Source organism: Clostridium senegalense, from assembly GCF_018916625.1.
Taxonomy (GTDB): Bacteria; Bacillota; Clostridia; order Clostridiales; family Clostridiaceae; genus Clostridium_J; species Clostridium_J senegalense.
In genome coordinates, this window is record NZ_JAHLNC010000013.1 from 1 (window position 1) to 16,638 (window position 16,638).

A 16,638-nucleotide genomic window follows, 5' to 3' on the forward strand; every position below is an offset into this window, starting at 1 on the left:
AATTTATAGCAAAAGAAATAGGCTTAGAAGTAGAAGAGCTATTAATTAAGAATAGAAGTTATAATAAAGATATGAGAGCAATATTTGCGTTAATGGCTACATCACTATGTGATGTAAACTCATTAGATATAGGAAGAGAATTAGGAGGAATAACTGCAAGTAGGGTATGTACATTAACTAATGATGGAATAGAGCTTATCCGACATAATAGTAAATATAAAAATATATTTAAAAAGTTTATAGAAAAAGAAGCCTCAATAATTTAGTGTTTTTTGGAAAAAATAAAAAATGTTATTAGAGTAATTTATAAGTTGTACAAGCTATAAAAAATTAGTTAAAAAGGCTAATCTTTATAAATTAATGAACTAAATACTAAAAACTAAAGTATTTAAACTATATTTTTAGTGACGGTCATTTAAATATTAAATAAATAATTATTATAAATAGTGACAGACATTAAATAAAATTAATAATTGGTAAAATTTATATTTTATATATTTATGGTAACATATTAATAGTATAATATAAATTATACTATTAATATGTTTTTTTAAAATTAATAGAGATTAAAATTTTTGTTTAAAATAAAATAAATGCCATTTATATAAGTTATAATAATCTAGAATTTTTTTAAAATGAAGGAGGAATAATGAAAGAAGTAGTTTTTTATGATAGTATAAAGCTTGATATATTAAATTGCATTGAAGATATAAATGACAGAGAAATAATAATTTTAGCTATAGGAACAGATAAAATAATAGGAGATTGCTTGGGTCCGTTGACCGGTGAATTTTTAGTTGAGATGAACTGTCCGTGTGTAATTTACGGAACACTTAAAAATCCTGTTGATGCAAAAAACTTGAAAAAGACTTTAAAAATAATAGAAAAAAATCATGAAAACCCATATGTAATAGCTATTGATGCTTCAGTTGGTAATTTAGATGAAATAAACAAAATAATGGTTAAGAAAGATTCTATATTTCCAGGGTTAGGGTTTAAAAAGAAGCTTCCAGAAGTAGGAGATTTATCTATAACTGGTATAGTTGGCACAGAAGAAGAAATGGTTTATGACCTTTTAAATAATTTAAGATTGAACCAGGTTTATACTATGGCTAAAACAATATCAAAAGCTATTATAGCAGCGTTAGATGAAAGTAAACTATATTGATTTTTAATTTTATTTTAAATTTAGGTAATAAAAAATACAAAAAATATATTGACACATATATTTTTTGTAAGTATAATAAATTTCAACAAGATTTAATATAACACGTTGAGTAGGGAAAGTAAGTTAATGTATTTACTACAGAGAAAAACTCATTTGCTGAGAGAGTTTATAAAAAAGTTAGCCCAAGTGCCCCTAGGAGTGGAAATGCCGAAATTTGTAGTAGGCTTTTACGGGTTCTCCCGTTATAGAGATAGGGTATACATGTACCTAAAATGAGATGAGCATACTATGTGCTTAATTAGAGTGGAATCGCGGAATTGTATCTTCTGCCTCTGAGAATATCAGAGGTAGGAGATTTTTTTATTTTCAAGATTTTAAAAGTTAAACATATTAAAAATGCATAACATTTCATTATTTGTACTAATAGCACTAATATCAATATTACTTGGCCAAGGAAAACATTGATAAAAACAGATTTATAGATAAAAAATTCTGGAATAAATTTACTGGAATTTGTATATCTACATAAAACTCTAATTTGGAATCTTGTTTCATTATAAGTTTTACAATTAATTAAAAATAGAAGATGGAGGAAGAAATATGAATTTGTTTATATCAACATTTATCTTAGCAGTAGTTATGATTTTTTTATATTGGTTAAAATTTAAGGAAGTAAACTTTTCTTTGAGAATTTTAGTAGGGTTAGGTTTAGGTGTAGTTGCAGGAATTATATTTAAAGAGAAAATATCTTATGTTCAGTATGTAGGTACTATATACATATCTTTTATTAAGATGCTTGTAATACCTCTAGTTATAGTTTCTTTAATTGGAAGTATAACTAATTTGAAAGATGGAGAAAAGTTAAAGTCTTTAGGCATAAAAACAATATTTTTCTTATTGTTAACAACAGCTATTGCTACTGTAGTAGGGATTTTTATAGGTAAAGTTTTTAATGTGGGTAGTGGCATGAATTATATAGCAGCAGAAGGGTTTAAAGCAAGAGAAATACCTAATTTTAGTAGTGTTTTAATGGACATGCTTCCAACTAATCCTATACAATCAATGGCAGAAGGTAAAATAATACCTGTTATCATATTTTCACTTTTTATAGCAATAGCCATGGTTATTGAGGGAAATATATATCCAGAAAAAATAAAACCATTTAAAGATTTTATTTCAGCTTTAAATGTAATCTTAGTAAGAGTAACTAGAATTATATTAAATTTCACACCATATGGAGTATTTGCATTAATGGCAAAATTGTCAGCGGAAAATGGTATTTCAACATTACTACCATTAGGAACAATGATTATAGCGGTGTATGTAGCATGCATAATACAAATAGGGGTAGTTTATAGTGGCTTGATATTAGCTATAAAAAAGAAGAGTCCTATACACTTTTTTAAAGCAATTTCTCCAGCACAAATAGTAGCTTTTACTACACAAAGTAGTTATGGAGCATTACCTGTTACTATTAAAAGTCTAGTTGAAAGAGCAGGTATTCCAGAAGAAGTTGCAAGTTTTGTGGCACCTCTTGGTTCTACTATAGGTATGAATGGTTGTGGTGGAATATATCCAGCAATTGTTGCTATATTTGTAGCAAATGTATTTGGAATAGATTTAACGATAACTCATTATGGATTGTTAGTAGTAACAACAGTTATAAGTTCTATAGGTATTGCAGGAGTTCCGGGGGCGGCAACTATGTCAACAACAGTAGTTCTTGCTTCTTTAGGTTTACCAATAGAGGGGTTAGCTATGGTTATAGGTGTTGATGCTATCATAGATATGATAAGAACAATGACAAATGTAACTGGATCATCTGTAGTAGCGTTATTAGTTTCAGAAGAATAGCAAAGTTGTTTTAATTTAACATAGCTAAAGGTAGAGGTACTGAAAAAGTACCTCTATTTTTTAGCTATAAGAAAGCTTTTTTTATTAATGATATATTTTTACTTTATAGTTTCCTTGTGTATAATAGTACTAAAGATAAGATGAAAGGATTTCAAAAATGCTTAAAACAAAGGCTAAGAGTTTAAAAGAATACCCTGGAGTTTATCTTATGAAAGATAAATTTGATATAGTTATATATGTAGGGAAATCTAAAAATTTAAGGAATAGAGTATCGAGTTATTTTAGTAATATTAAAAATCGTACAAGTAAAGTGGAAAAGCTTATTAAAAATATAGCAGATTTTGAATATATATATTTAGATACTGAGGTTGAAGCATTACTTTTAGAAAAAGAGCTTATAGATAGGTATAAACCAACTTATAATAGACTATTAAAGAATACTAAGAGGTATCCATATATTGAGATTACCTTAGAGGAAGAATATCCAAGGATTTTGGTTAGTTATGAGCCTACAAGTGAATATAATCTTTATTTTGGCCCTTTTACAAGTTTAAGTGTGGTAGAAAAAGTATGTTTTAGTATAAGTAAAACATTAAAATTAAGAACTTGTAATAGAATACTAAAATCTAGCTGTCTAAATTATAATTTAAAAAACTGTTTAGGTGTTTGTACAAATCCTAACATAAAAGAAAAATATTATAATAACTTGAATATAGCGATAGAATATTTAAGTTTATTAAATACTAAACTTTTAGATGTATTTCAAAGTGAAATGAAAAAGGCCTCTTTGACTTTAGATTTTGAAAATGCAATTAAATTTAGAGAGGATATCAAAAGTTTAAATTTTATAAGAGAATTACTATTAAACTCTGTTAAAATAAAGAATAAAAATGTACTTATGGTAGAAAATTTAGATAAAAATACATTTAAAGTGTTTTGTATATATAATAAGATATTTTACTGTGAAAAGTATAATAAAAAAGATGTGAATATAACAATGTTAGAGAGAACAATAAGAAGCATTTTTAATACTTTTGAGAAAAATTCTTATGATAATAAAAAAAGTAGCATTGATATTACGCTTATAATTAATCGTTATTTAAATAATAATAAAGTTAATTTTTTAGAAATAACAGACCAATCAGATATAAGTTTATTTTTAAATGGATTTATAGAATTACAGAAAGGATTAGAATGAGTAAGATGAATTTTGAAAACATTAGTTTATTTGACCGTGATAATTCACAAAGTGAGAGCAATATAGAAATTAAATACAATTCACCGTTAGCTGAAAGATTAAAGCCAGAGACTTTAGAAGATTATATAGGGCAAGAACATATATTAGCTAAAGATAAACTTTTATATAGAGCTATAAATGCAGATAGACTTTCTTCACTAATACTATATGGCCCGCCAGGTATAGGAAAGACTAGTTTGGCAAGAATAATAGCGAAAACTACAAAAAGTAAATTTAAATCATTAAATGCAGTTACAAGCAATTTGAAAGAACTAAGAGAAACTATAGATGAGGCTGAAAACAGCTTAAATATGGAAGGTAAAAAAACTATAGTATTTATAGATGAGATACATAGGTTTAATAAAAATCAACAGGATGCTCTTCTTCCTCATGTAGAAAAAGGAAGAATAATTTTAGTTGGTGCTACAACAGAAAACCCTTTTTTTGAAGTTAATAAGGCATTACTTTCAAGAGCTATGATATTTAAATTAGAGCCTTTAAATAAAAAGCATATAGAAAAGATGATAAAAAGAGCACTTAATAATAAAGAAAAAGGATTTGGAAATATAAATATAAATCTTCAAGATGATGCTCTTAATTTTTTAGTAGAATGTTCAAATGGAGATGGTAGAAGAGCATTAAATGCTCTTGAACTTGCAGTACTTACTACAAATAAAGACAGTAATGGAATAATTGATATAGATTTAAAAACTATAGAAGAATGTATACAAAAAAAACATATAAATTATGATAAAAATAGTGATAATCATTATGATGTAATTTCTGCTTTTATAAAAAGTATGCGCGGATCGGATCCAGATGCAGCTATACACTATTTGGCAAGAATGCTTTATGCAGGAGAAGACATTGAGTTTATAGCAAGGAGAATCTTAATAGCTGCTAGTGAAGATGTAGGAAATGCAGATCCATATGCTCTGCTTGTTGCAAAAGCTTGTTTAGATGGAGTAAAGGAAATTGGTATGCCTGAGGCTAGAATACTTTTAGCACAAGCAGTAACCTATGTAGCATCTGCACCTAAAAGCAATTCTTCTTATAATGCTATAAATTTAGCACTTAAAGATATGGAAAAAGAAGATATAGGAGAAGTGCCTAATCATTTAAGAGAAAAGGGTTACAACGGAGCTGAAAGGCTGTACAGTGATAAAGAAAAATATTTATACCCACATGATTATAAAAATCATTATGTAAAGCAACAGTATTTACCATATAAGATAAAAAGTAAAAAATATTATAATCCTAGTGATTTAGGATATGAAGGTAAAATTAAGTTAAGATTGGAAAAATTAAGATATTAGATTAATTTGTAAAAATAGTATATAATAGTTCGTAATGTAAAGAATTATTATGTAAAAAATATATATGTAATTAAAAAGTTTATATTTAATTACACTAAATATATTATATAAATTAATATATTAATGAAAAATTAACATTTTTTTGGAGAAATATTTTTAAAAACTGTTGAAAATTTCATTGATAATTATTAAAATGTTTAAAACAATTAATATTGCAGAGAGGTTTATTTATGACTATAAAATTATATTATGATAATTTATATTTAAAAGAATTTGATTCTAAAGTAGAAAAAATAGAAGAAATTGATGGAAAATATCATGTTGTTTTACAGAGAACAGCTTTTTATCCAGAAGGCGGAGGACAGCCTTGTGATATAGGAACAATAGATGGATTAAAAGTTATATATGTATATGAAAAAGATAATTTAATTTACCACGTTATGGAAGAGAAAATTAATAAAAAAAAGGTTAAAGGAATTATAGATTTTAATAGAAGATTTGACTATATGCAACAGCATACTGGTGAGCATATATTATCAGGAGTGTTTAAATATCTTTATGGTGCTAACAATGATAGTTTTCATTTAGGTGAAGAATATGTAAGTATAGATATTGATATTAAAAATTTAACTAAAGATATGGTTTCTAAAGTAGAAGATATAGCAGATAGTATTATATCAATGGATTTACCAGTAAAAACATATGTGGTAGATGATTTAAAAACTCAAGAAATTACATTAAGGAAAAAGGTTAATGTTGAGAAAAATATTAGAGTTGTTCAAATTGGAAATTTTGATTTTAGTGGATGTTGTGGAACACATGTAGAAAATACTTGTCAAGTTGAAACTATAAAAATATTAAAATGGGAAAATTATAAAGGAAAAACTAGGGTGTATTTTAAATGTGGAGAAAGAGTTAACAAAGATTATAATAAAAAACATGAGATTCTTTCTACAGTTTATCAAATTTTAGGGTGTAAATTAGACCAAGTAATTCCAACAACAAGAGAAAATCAAAATGCTATAAAATCTTTAAATAAGGAAGTTAAAGACTTAAAAGAAAAAATAGTATTTTTAGAAACTAAGGAGATATTAAGAAATTTAGGTGAGAAAAAATTAATAAACAAAATTTTTAAAGATGAAACATTACAAGATATAGAATTATATATAAAAGAATTAAATAAAAATAAGGAGTGTATCATTTTAGCATTATCTGAAGTAGATAAACAAGTAGTTTTAACTTATAATGGAGAGTTTCCTATAGAGTGCGGCAAAATATTTAAAGAAGATATAAAATCCTTTGATGGAAAAGGTGGAGGAAATAAAAAAAGAGCACAAGGTGTATTTGAAAGCAATGAAAAGGCTTTAGAATTTTATAATTACCTTTTAGAAAAAATACCAGCATTATAGCTGGTATTTTTTCTTTTAATAAAAGTTTATATTAGTTTCATCCCTATATTTCCTATAAGTGCAATTAAAACTTGTTATATATTTTATAGAATTTGCACATCTTAAATATGTAATGAAAAATATTTTATAAAACTTAATTAAGGAGGTATTTAATATGGCAGAAATATTTAAAATTAACGATTCTCATGGTAATGAAGTTGAAATGGAGCTTATAGATAAGCTGAAAGTAGATGATAAGGAGTATATAATTGCAGGACCTAAAAATGCTAATGAAGCATATGCATACAGAATTACACGATTAAATAATGAAATACAATATACTTCAATAAGTAGAGGCGATGAATTTAATAAAGTACTTAAAGCTTATAATAAAACTGCTTAGAAATAAAAATACTATTCCTGTTAAAAATAATTAGGAAGAAGGTGAATCCTATGAAAACTTCAAAAGAAATAAAAGATAAAAATGAAAAGTATTATAAAGAAAAATTTGAAAATTCTGGACACCTTCCAGATAAAAACACTTTTCCAAATCATCAAGAAAATCCTGGAACACAAAATTATCAAATAAATAATAGACGTTAATATTAATTTAAAGACTATTTCAAAATAAAATTTATATTTTGAAATAGTCTTTTTGCATATCTGTTTTATTAAAAATATAATAAAAATTTAAATTATGAGGTATAATATGTTAATATATAAATAAATTTCTAGTTGTACTTTATTATATAAATATGGAATTTAAAAATTTAACTTATAATTAAATTTAAAATAGTAATATAAGTTAAATTTCTAGTTTTAATTATATTATTAAAAGGAAACTAAATTAAAAGTATACATAAAGGAGAAGTTAAATGGTTTTTGAAGAAAGATTAAGTCATTATAAAAAAGAAGCTAAGAGTCTTACTAAAACTTATAATATTTTAGGTATACTAAGACTTATAGTGTTTATATTAGCTGCTTTTTTTACTTATGCTGTATGGAAGCTAGGGTTTAACCTAACATATGGAATATGTTTAGCTATAAGTTATGTAGCTTTCATAATACTTGTGGTATATCATAAAAATATTAGCGATAAATTACAATATGCTAAAGGTATGATAGGTATAAACAAAAATTATATTGATAGGACTAATGGGAAATGGGTAAATTTCAAAGATTGTGGTGAAGAATTTATAGATAGAAATCACCCATATTCTTTTGATTTAGATATTGTTGGGAATAAATCGTTGTTTCAACTTATAAATACTACCAATACTTTTATAGGTAGAGAAAAGTTATCTAAATCACTATTAAATCCAGATTTTGATATAGAAATTATAAAGAAAAGACAAGATGCAATAAAAGAATTATCCTCCAAATTAGAATTTTGCCAAAGCATAGAAAACTCTGCGTATAGAGATAGAGAAAAACTACAAAATCCAACATTCTTATTTGAATATGGTAATGAAAAAAAGAAAATTATTAATAAAGGGTTTATAAAAAGAATACTATATATACTTCCAATTATAACAGTACCAATATCCTTGGCATTAATATTGTTTAAAGGCACTTTAGGTTTTAAACTAGCATTTCTTATAATAGCGATTCAACTTTTAATTTGGGTAATGGGGTTAAACAAAATAAATGAAAGTTTTTATGAGATATCTAAATTTAAAAGTGGATTTGATGGATACTATAATTTGTTAAAACTTATAGAAAATGAGGAATTTAAAAGTGAATTACTTAAAGAATTAAAAGAAAAACTTTTTGAAACTGGAAATGAATCTTTAAAGGGAATGAAAGATTTAAATAAAATAATGAATAAGATAAATCTTAGGTTTAATACTTTTTTTATGGTACCCCTAAATGGAATATTTCTTTGGGATTATCAATGTATATTTCATCTTGAAAGTTGGAATGAAAAATATGGGGATAATATAGAAATGTGGTTGAGTTTAATAGGTGAATTAGAAAGTTTAATAAGTTTTTCTGTACTTATGCATATAAATGATAATATTACAATGTGTGAAATAAATGATAAATCTTTAAAGATAAAAGCTATAAACTTGGGACACCCACTTATAAATTCTTCTATCAGGGTATGTAATGACTTAAATATGGATGATGAGATATTTGTAATAACCGGATCTAATATGTCAGGAAAAACAACTTTTTTAAGAACAATAGGAATTAATCTTGTTCTTGCTTACAATGGAGCACCAGTGTGTGCGAAAGATATGGTAGCATCTAAAGTTCAAATATATACATCTATGAGAATTAGTGATGATTTGAAAAATGGAGTATCTACATTTTATGCAGAACTTGTAAGGATAAAACAAATAATTGATTATTCTAATAAAAATAGCAAAATGATATTTTTAATAGATGAAATTTTTAGAGGGACTAACTCTGTAGATAGAATTACAGGAGCTAAAAATGTATTAGCAAATTTAAATAAGTTAGGAGCAATTGGATTAATAACTACTCATGATTTAGAACTTTGTGCTCTTGAAACTAAAAATAGGATAAAAAACTTTCATTTTGCAGAACATTATAATGAAAATAAAATTCTTTTTGATTACAAATTAAAAAGTGGAAGGTCCACTTCTACAAATGCGAAATATTTAATGAAGATGATAGGAATAAATATATTAGAAGAGTAAAATTATATATTATAAAAAATAATCGCCAACAAAATGTAGACGATTATTTTTATTGTTTTAAAACCCTTTTTTCTTAGCTATAATCCCACTTTCGTTAGTTCCAGGCTCTTCTATTGTAGTGTTAAAACTATTTTTGGCAAATTGATTTTGAGTTTTATTACCATTTTTTAAATAGTTTTCTTTAGTATATTCTTTTCTATTTGTAGTCTTCATAACTGTCACCCTTTCATTATTAAATTCATAATTAGTATGTGAATAAAATAAAAGAATATTCTGTGTCTTGTATAAGAAAAATTTTATTTTAAAAATATAGAATATAAAATAAAATTTTGATACAATAATCAATATAGTTATAGAAATATAACTGTATATTAACTATAATTTAAGGGGGCAATATGAAGGATTTAACAGAAGGACATGAAGGAAAGCAGATTTTTACTTTCGCATTACCAATGCTCATAGGAAGTTTATTTCAACAATTATATAATACAGCAGATAGTATAATTGTTGGTCGCTTTATTGGTAAGGATGCAATGGCTGCTGTTTCAGGGGCAAATCCAATTATGTTTTTATTAACATCATTACTTATGGGAGTTACTCTTGGGTTTTCAATTTTAGTATCTCAATACTATGGTTCTAAAAATATGAGGAAAATAAAATGCACAATTGATACAACATATATTTTTATATTTATAACATCGATTATTATTACTGTAATAGGTATAATTTTTAGTGAACCTATATTGAAAATTATGAATACTCCAGATGTTATAATGAATCAGTCAAAAGAATATCTTATTATTATTTTTGCAGGGACTATTTTTTCAGCAGGATATAATTCTGTAAGTGCTATATTAAGAGGACTTGGTGATTCTACTAATCCACTAATATTTCTTATAATATCTACAATTTTAAATATATTTTTAGATATAGTTTTTATATTAAATTTTAATATGGGGGTAAATGGTGTTGCATTGGCAACTATAATAGCCCAAGGAATTTCTTTTATATTTAGTATAATTTATCTTAATAAAAAACATGAAGTGTTAAAAATAAGATTTAAAGGATTAATATATGATAATGATATATTTAAGAGAGGATTAAAACTTGGAATCCCTAGTGCTATTCAGCAGATGTTATTTTCTTTTGGAAATATAGCGCTTCAATCATTAGTAAATGGTTATGGAACATCTGCTATGGCGGCCTTTGGGGCAGGAACTAAGGTTGAAACTTTTATATCTATACCAATAATGAATTTAGGTGCAGCAGTATCTACTTTTGTTGCTCAAAATATGGGAGCAGGGAAGTTAGATAGAATAAAAAAGGGCGTAAAATCATCTTTATTTATGGCAGCCTCATTATCAATAGTTGTTTTAATAATGTTTTTAATGTTTAACAAAGAACTTATAGGGCTTTTTAATACAGATAAGGAAGTTGTAACAATTGGAGCGAGATACTTAATGACTGTCGGACCTTTTTTTATAGCAATATCTACATCTTTTATGCTTACAAGTGCTATAAGGGGCGCAGGGGATTCAATGTTTTCATTGATAAGTTCCATGATTTCATTATGGGCTGTAAGAATTCCATCATCTTATGTGTTTTCTAAATATTTAGGTGTAAATGGTATATGGATAGGAATACCGGTAGGATGGATTGTAGGTTGGTTTGTAACTTTTTGGTATTATAAAAGAGGAAGGTGGCAAAAAAAATCCGTAATTAAAAACTCATAAAATATACATATTTTTTTAATATATAGAGTATTAATTTGCTTTATTGTATAGGGTTCCAAGTTAACTCTTAAAGTTATCCATTTCAAAATTTGGATACCTAAAATAGTGAGGCAGGCATTGAATAAATTTAAGTTAGAGCTTGTTTCCCTATATTTTCACATAAATTAAAAAGTTATAATTTGTAATTAATTTCTTTTCATATAAGATACTAAAAATATTTTTAAAATATATTTTAATATTTGAATATATGAATGTTTTATGATAAAATATAGTTAAAGGATAAGGAATCTTTGTTGATAAAAATTATTATAGTCTTTAAATTTTATTAAAATTTAAAAAATATAAGTATATCAATTATGTATTTGCATAATCTAATATTAAGTTTATTTAAAGGAGTGGTAAAAATGATAAAACATATAACAGATAGTAGTTTTAATGAAGAGGTTTTAAATTCAAAAGGGTTAGTTTTAGTAGATTTCTGGGCACCATGGTGTGGACCATGTAAAATGCTTGGACCTGTTTTAGAAGAATTAGCAGGAGAGATGAATGAAAGTTTAACTATAGGCAAAGTAGATGTAGATGCAAATGTTGAAAAGGCATCTGCTTATAAAATATCAGCGGTTCCAACTATGTTATTATTTAAAGATGGTGACTTAGTAGATAAATTTAGTGGTTTTGCACCTAAAGAAATGTTAGTTGAATTTTTAAACAAACATATGTAATAAAGAAAGGCATGGTTTAAAATGGAACAGATGAAACAGTATGATGTAGCTATTATAGGAAGCGGTCCTGCAGGAATTAGTGCTGCATTAAATTTAAAAATAAGAAATAAAAGCTTTGTAATTTTTGGTCAAGAGAATCTTAGTAATAAGTTAGAACTAGCTCCAGAAATAGATAATTACCTTGGCTTCCCAGGTATAAGTGGAAAAGAACTTACTAATAATTTTAAGAAGCATATAGATAATATGGGAATAGAAATAACATATGAAAAAGTAACAAATGTTTATTCAATGGGAAGTTTCTTTGCTGTAGTTTGTAATGATAAATCTTACAAAGTAGATGCAGTTATATTAGCAACAGGAGTAAATTATGGAAAATTACTACAAGGGGAAGAAAAACTTATAGGAAAAGGTGTAAGTTATTGTGCAACCTGTGATGGTCCATTATATAAAGGAAAAGAAGTAGCTGTTGTTGGTTATAATCAAGCTTCTTTAGAAGAAGTTGATTATTTAAAAGGAGTGGCATCTAAAGTATACTTTGTTCCAATGTTTAAAGGCCAATTTAGTTTAGGTGATAATGTAGAAGTTATTCACAGTAAAATTAAATCTATTGAAGGTGAAAATTCTTTTGAAAAGATAATATTTGAAGATAAAGAATTAACAGTATCCGGATTGTTTATATTAAGAGATAGTGTAGCACCAGATGTGTTAATGCCAGGACTTAAATCTGTAGATGGTCATATAGAAGTAAATAGAAATCTGGAAACAAATATAAAAGGAGCCTTTGCAGCTGGTGATTGTATTGGAAAACCTTATGGTTATATAAAATCAGCTGGAGAAGGTCAAATTGCTTCATTAAATGCTGTAAGTTATTTATATGAAAAGGCGATTAGTAATAAAAATAAATAGTGAAAAACTACTTTAAAATGGATATTAATCTTATTTTAAAGTAGTTTTTTTTTATTTAAATAGAGCAATTATAGATAACTTAGTATAATATATTATAAAGATAATTTAAAAGCTTGCTAAGGAGTGAGTTTATGAAAAATATAAGTAAATATGAAGCAATAAATTTTTTAAACAATAGAGATGCTATATTTTTAGATGTAAGATCTTATTCTGAATTTGAGTATGGTCATATACCTAATGCAATATCTATACCAATAGATGAGCTAAATGAAAAAATTGATTTATTAGAACCATATAAAAATGAAAACATTGTTATTTACTGTAGTTCTGGTTCAAGAAGTTTTACAGCAAGTTCATTTTTAAGTAGAAATGGATTTAGATATATATATAATTTAACTGGTGGAATTAGCCCGTTACAAAATTATTTAGTAAGATAAAAAAATCAATTTATAAATCTATAAGTTAAATACGAAAAGTACAATAAGATATTTTATATAAATGTCTTATTGTGCTTTATTTTAGGTAAAAATAAAGGAAAAATAGACTTTGACTTTCTTTGACTTTTATATTATTATAAATATAACAAAGTATTTAGTTGTGTAAAAGTTTATTATATGTATAACTTTTATATGCATTGAAAAACTAATATAAAATAGCTTTAAAGTATTTTATTAAATAATTAAAAATGAAGAGATTTTTATTAAAGGAGGTGAAATGTTGTAATAAGTTTTATTAAAATTTATTACAACATAAGAATATATGAATGTGGATAAAATGACTGTAAGAGTACAACAAAGTTTAAATGATGCATATAGTGAGGCTGTAAAATATAATCATCAACAAGTAGATGTAATACATTTATTTTCAGCACTTGTAAATCAAGAAGATGGATTAATTCCTAATATTTTTGAAAAAATGTCAGTTAACATAAGTGTACTTAGAAATGATTTGCATACTGAGCTAGATAGGATGCCTAAAGTACTAGGTGAAGGAGCTCAAAATTCAGGTGTAGTAGCTACAAGAAGAATAAATGAAGTTTTAGTTAAAGCAGATGAAATTGCAACAGAATTTAAAGATTCATACATTAGTGTGGAACATGTGATGATTGCTATTATGGAAGTTGACAAAAAAGGTGCAGTTGGAAAAATATTAGACAGATTTAATATAAATAAAAATGAATTTTTAAAAGTTCTATCAGATGTAAGAGGTAATCAAAGAGTTGATACGCAAGATCCAGAAGGAACATATGATGCACTTAAAAAGTACGGAACAAATCTTATTGAACTTGCTAAAAAACACAAACTAGATCCCGTAATTGGACGTGATGAAGAAATTAGAAGAACAATAAGAATACTTTCAAGAAGAACAAAAAATAATCCTGTATTGATAGGAGAACCTGGTGTTGGTAAAACTGCTATTGTTGAAGGTTTGGCAGAAAGAATAGTAAGAGGAGATGTTCCAGAAGGGTTAAAAGATAGAATTATTTTCTCATTAGATATGGGTGCATTGATTGCAGGGGCTAAATATAGAGGCGAATTTGAAGAAAGATTAAAAGCAGTATTAAAAGAAGTTCAAAGTTCAGAAGGAAGAATAATACTATTTATAGATGAAATTCATACAATTGTAGGTGCTGGAAAAACAGATGGAGCAATGGATGCAGGTAACTTAATTAAACCATTGCTTGCAAGAGGAGAACTTCACTGTATTGGGGCTACAACTTTTGATGAATATAGACAGTATATAGAAAAAGATAAGGCGTTAGAAAGAAGATTCCAAACAGTTATAATAGAAGAGCCAACAGTAGAAGATACAGTTTCTATTTTAAGAGGACTAAAAGAAAGGTTTGAAATACATCATGGAATAAGGATACATGATTCAGCTATAGTAGCTGCAGCAAAACTTTCAGATAGATATATTCAAGATAGATATCTTCCAGATAAAGCTATTGATTTAATAGATGAAGCTGGTGCTATGATAAGAAGTGAAATAGACTCTCTTCCAACAGAACTTGATATTATAAGAAGAAAAAAATTAATGCTTGAGACAGAAAGAGAAGCATTAACTAAAGAAAATGATGAAGCTTCACAAAAAAGACTTAAAAATTTAGAAAAAGAACTTGCTGAATTAAAAGAAAAAAATGATGAAATGACAGCAAAATATGAAAAGGAAAAAGGCCATATTTTAGAAATAAGAAATTTAAAATCTCAACTTGATAATGTTCGTGGAGATTTAGAAAAAGCTGAAAGAGAATATGATTTAAACACTGTTGCACAGCTTAAATATGGAACAATTCCAGAACTTGAAAGACAAGTAAAAGACAAAGAAGAAGAAATGAAAAAAAATTATGAAGGTGCTCTTTTAAAGGAAGAAGTAACAGAAAGTGAAATATCTGAGATTGTTTCGAAATGGACTGGTATTCCAGTTACAAGATTAATTGAAGGTGAAAGACAAAAACTTTTAAGATTAGAAGAAGAACTGCAAAAAAGAGTAGTAGGCCAAGAAGAGGCAACAAATGCAGTATCTAACGCAGTACTTAGGGCTAGAGCAGGTCTTAAAGATCCTAATAGACCTATTGGTTCATTTATATTCTTGGGACCTACTGGTGTTGGTAAGACAGAACTTGCTAAAACTCTTGCAAGAAACTTGTTTGATAGTGAAGAAAATATTGTAAGAATAGATATGTCCGAATATATGGAGAAATACTCAGTTTCAAGACTTATAGGGCCACCTCCAGGATATGTAGGTTATGAAGAAGGAGGACAATTAACAGAAGCTGTTAGAAGAAATCCATATTCAGTAATACTATTTGATGAAATTGAAAAAGCTCATGAAGACGTATTTAATATATTTTTACAAATACTAGATGATGGAAGACTTACAGATAATAAAGGTAAAACTGTAGATTTTAAAAATACAATTATCATTATGACGTCTAACTTAGGAAGTAGCTATTTGTTAGAAAACCAAGATGAAAGTGGAATAAGTGAAGATGCAAGAAATGCTGTAATGAATGAGATGAAGTTAAGGTTTAAGCCAGAATTCTTAAATAGATTAGATGATATTATAATGTTTAAACCTTTAAGTGGGGAAGGTATCAAAAAAATAATAGATATCTTCTTAAAGGATGTAAGAATAAGACTAAGTGATAGAAATATAACCTTACAAGTAACTGATTATGCAAAGGATATATTAGCAAAAGAAGGCTACGATCCAGTTTATGGTGCAAGACCATTAAAAAGATATATTGGAAATGTGTTAGAGACTAAAATAGCTAGAATGATAATTTCAGGGGAAATTTATGATGGTTGTATAGTTCTTGTTGATGGTAAAGATGAAACTTTAGAAATAACAGTTAAAAATTAATTAAATAGAAAAAGCTATTTTATAGTGATATAAACTTGAAATTAAATTTATTCAATAACTAATAATTATAGTATTGAATTTAGAAAATTTAAAGTTTATATCACTTTTTAGCTATTTATTATAGAAATAAAAGCTTGTTTTTTATAGCAGTCATAGAATTTGTATATTAAAAGTTAGAATACAATAGTATATCGAATATAACTTTTTAAAAATTTTAATATATAATTTGAATTTAAAAAAATGTATTGGAAAGAATCATATATATGATTTAAAATAAGCAACTAT

At 26.1% G+C, this 16,638-nt stretch carries 14 protein-coding genes, 1 pseudogene and 1 other annotated feature; of the genes and pseudogenes, 14 read left to right on the top strand and 1 reads right to left on the bottom strand.

Annotated elements, in window-relative coordinates:
* From KQI36_RS16140 to KQI36_RS16180, 9 genes and pseudogenes are all read left to right on the top strand, one after another.
* Window positions 1-266: pseudogene (locus KQI36_RS16140) on the top strand (transposase); the annotation flags it as partial.
* Between the two features lie 383 nt (window positions 267-649).
* Window positions 650-1,168 carry a spore protease YyaC gene (yyaC, locus tag KQI36_RS16145; protein WP_216451796.1) on the top strand — a complete coding sequence of 173 codons (519 nt, stop codon included), beginning with the start codon at window positions 650-652 and terminating at the stop codon, window positions 1,166-1,168.
* A gap of 96 nt (window positions 1,169-1,264) precedes the next feature.
* Window positions 1,265-1,505 (top strand) — a binding site (T-box leader).
* A 263-nt stretch (window positions 1,506-1,768) separates the two neighbouring features.
* Window positions 1,769-3,022 (top strand): dicarboxylate/amino acid:cation symporter, encoded by a 1,254-nt coding sequence (locus KQI36_RS16150; RefSeq protein WP_010295622.1) that lies wholly within the window; start codon window positions 1,769-1,771, stop codon window positions 3,020-3,022.
* A gap of 157 nt (window positions 3,023-3,179) precedes the next feature.
* Window positions 3,180-4,220, top strand: a complete 1,041-nt coding sequence (locus tag KQI36_RS16155) for a GIY-YIG nuclease family protein (RefSeq protein ID WP_280527043.1) — start codon at window positions 3,180-3,182, stop codon at window positions 4,218-4,220.
* Window positions 4,217-5,575 carry a replication-associated recombination protein A gene (locus KQI36_RS16160; RefSeq protein WP_244991629.1) on the top strand — a complete coding sequence of 453 codons (1,359 nt, stop codon included), beginning with the start codon at window positions 4,217-4,219 and terminating at the stop codon, window positions 5,573-5,575. Before KQI36_RS16155 ends, KQI36_RS16160 begins: the two co-directional genes overlap by 4 nt.
* Window positions 5,576-5,805: 230 nt before the next feature.
* Window positions 5,806-6,984 carry an alanyl-tRNA editing protein gene (locus KQI36_RS16165; RefSeq protein ID WP_216451798.1) on the top strand — a complete coding sequence of 393 codons (1,179 nt, stop codon included), beginning with the start codon at window positions 5,806-5,808 and terminating at the stop codon, window positions 6,982-6,984.
* Window positions 6,985-7,138: 154 nt separating this feature from the next.
* Window positions 7,139-7,366 (top strand): DUF1292 domain-containing protein, encoded by a 228-nt coding sequence (locus tag KQI36_RS16170; RefSeq protein WP_216451799.1) that lies wholly within the window; start codon window positions 7,139-7,141, stop codon window positions 7,364-7,366.
* A gap of 50 nt (window positions 7,367-7,416) precedes the next feature.
* Window positions 7,417-7,566 carry a hypothetical protein gene (locus tag KQI36_RS16175; protein WP_155844760.1) on the top strand — a complete coding sequence of 50 codons (150 nt, stop codon included), beginning with the start codon at window positions 7,417-7,419 and terminating at the stop codon, window positions 7,564-7,566.
* Between the two features lie 272 nt (window positions 7,567-7,838).
* Window positions 7,839-9,629, top strand: coding sequence for a MutS-related protein (locus KQI36_RS16180; protein ID WP_216451800.1), 1,791 nt, complete (start codon window positions 7,839-7,841; stop codon window positions 9,627-9,629).
* 57 nt (window positions 9,630-9,686) lie between these two features.
* Here the strand turns inward: KQI36_RS16180 and KQI36_RS16185 are convergent, their stop codons facing one another.
* Window positions 9,687-9,842 carry a hypothetical protein gene (locus tag KQI36_RS16185; RefSeq protein WP_010295613.1) on the bottom strand — a complete coding sequence of 52 codons (156 nt, stop codon included), beginning with the start codon at window positions 9,840-9,842 and terminating at the stop codon, window positions 9,687-9,689.
* 182 nt (window positions 9,843-10,024) lie between these two features.
* On the opposite strand from KQI36_RS16185, the gene KQI36_RS16190 reads away from it, so the two are divergent.
* From KQI36_RS16190 to clpB, 5 genes are all read left to right on the top strand, one after another.
* Entirely contained in the window at window positions 10,025-11,362 is a 1,338-nt protein-coding gene (locus KQI36_RS16190; RefSeq protein ID WP_216451801.1) for an MATE family efflux transporter, read from the top strand.
* Between the two features lie 404 nt (window positions 11,363-11,766).
* On the top strand, window positions 11,767-12,084 hold the full coding sequence (trxA, locus tag KQI36_RS16195; RefSeq protein WP_010295608.1) for a thioredoxin: 318 nt from the start codon (window positions 11,767-11,769) through the stop codon (window positions 12,082-12,084).
* 21 nt (window positions 12,085-12,105) lie between these two features.
* Entirely contained in the window at window positions 12,106-12,990 is an 885-nt protein-coding gene (locus tag KQI36_RS16200) for an NAD(P)/FAD-dependent oxidoreductase (RefSeq protein ID WP_010295606.1), read from the top strand.
* Between the two features lie 131 nt (window positions 12,991-13,121).
* Window positions 13,122-13,427, top strand: a complete 306-nt coding sequence (locus tag KQI36_RS16205) for a rhodanese-like domain-containing protein (protein ID WP_010295603.1) — start codon at window positions 13,122-13,124, stop codon at window positions 13,425-13,427.
* A gap of 322 nt (window positions 13,428-13,749) precedes the next feature.
* Window positions 13,750-16,353 carry an ATP-dependent chaperone ClpB gene (clpB, locus tag KQI36_RS16210; RefSeq protein WP_216451802.1) on the top strand — a complete coding sequence of 868 codons (2,604 nt, stop codon included), beginning with the start codon at window positions 13,750-13,752 and terminating at the stop codon, window positions 16,351-16,353.
* The last annotated feature ends 285 nt before the right edge of the window (window positions 16,354-16,638 follow it).

Coding starts and splice junctions, on each gene's coding strand:
- yyaC (WP_216451796.1), top strand. CDS start 650: ATGAAAGAAGTAGTTTTTTATGATAGTATAAAGCTTGATATATTAAAT.
- KQI36_RS16150 (WP_010295622.1), top strand. CDS start 1,769: ATGAATTTGTTTATATCAACATTTATCTTAGCAGTAGTTATGATTTTT.
- KQI36_RS16155 (WP_280527043.1), top strand. CDS start 3,180: ATGCTTAAAACAAAGGCTAAGAGTTTAAAAGAATACCCTGGAGTTTAT.
- KQI36_RS16160 (WP_244991629.1), top strand. CDS start 4,217: ATGAGTAAGATGAATTTTGAAAACATTAGTTTATTTGACCGTGATAAT.
- KQI36_RS16165 (WP_216451798.1), top strand. CDS start 5,806: ATGACTATAAAATTATATTATGATAATTTATATTTAAAAGAATTTGAT.
- KQI36_RS16170 (WP_216451799.1), top strand. CDS start 7,139: ATGGCAGAAATATTTAAAATTAACGATTCTCATGGTAATGAAGTTGAA.
- KQI36_RS16175 (WP_155844760.1), top strand. CDS start 7,417: ATGAAAACTTCAAAAGAAATAAAAGATAAAAATGAAAAGTATTATAAA.
- KQI36_RS16180 (WP_216451800.1), top strand. CDS start 7,839: ATGGTTTTTGAAGAAAGATTAAGTCATTATAAAAAAGAAGCTAAGAGT.
- KQI36_RS16185 (WP_010295613.1), bottom strand. CDS start 9,842: ATGAAGACTACAAATAGAAAAGAATATACTAAAGAAAACTATTTAAAA.
- KQI36_RS16190 (WP_216451801.1), top strand. CDS start 10,025: ATGAAGGATTTAACAGAAGGACATGAAGGAAAGCAGATTTTTACTTTC.
- trxA (WP_010295608.1), top strand. CDS start 11,767: ATGATAAAACATATAACAGATAGTAGTTTTAATGAAGAGGTTTTAAAT.
- KQI36_RS16200 (WP_010295606.1), top strand. CDS start 12,106: ATGGAACAGATGAAACAGTATGATGTAGCTATTATAGGAAGCGGTCCT.
- KQI36_RS16205 (WP_010295603.1), top strand. CDS start 13,122: ATGAAAAATATAAGTAAATATGAAGCAATAAATTTTTTAAACAATAGA.
- clpB (WP_216451802.1), top strand. CDS start 13,750: ATGAATGTGGATAAAATGACTGTAAGAGTACAACAAAGTTTAAATGAT.